1 protein-coding gene is annotated in these 207 nt (G+C 71.0%); it reads right to left on the bottom strand.

Features of this window, described 5'->3' with window-relative positions:
* Nucleotides 1-207 (bottom strand): GNAT family N-acetyltransferase (locus HMPREF0072_RS12790; protein ID WP_155811929.1); only part of this gene is annotated, 207 nt, incomplete at both ends.

The raw sequence follows: 207 nt of genomic DNA, 5'->3' as shown, positions 1-207 counted from the left end.
GTACCCCTGACCGTGATGGTCGGCCGACAGCCGATACCCGAGGTTCCAGACCTCGCCACCGAGCAGCGTGCACCCGCCGTTGCCGATCAGCTCACCCGTGGAGCGCAGGCGGACCGCCCACGACCCCAGACCGGCGGCGGACCAGCTCGTCTCCCAGCGTGCCATCGCGGCAAGGGTGTCCTCCCGACGCTGATGGCGAAGGCTGGG

The organism is Anaerococcus lactolyticus ATCC 51172, from assembly GCF_000156575.1.
Lineage (GTDB): Bacteria > Bacillota > Clostridia > Tissierellales > Peptoniphilaceae > Anaerococcus > Anaerococcus lactolyticus.
The sequence above is the reverse complement of the archived record's forward strand: the minus strand, read 5'-3'. Positions and strand labels throughout refer to the sequence as shown.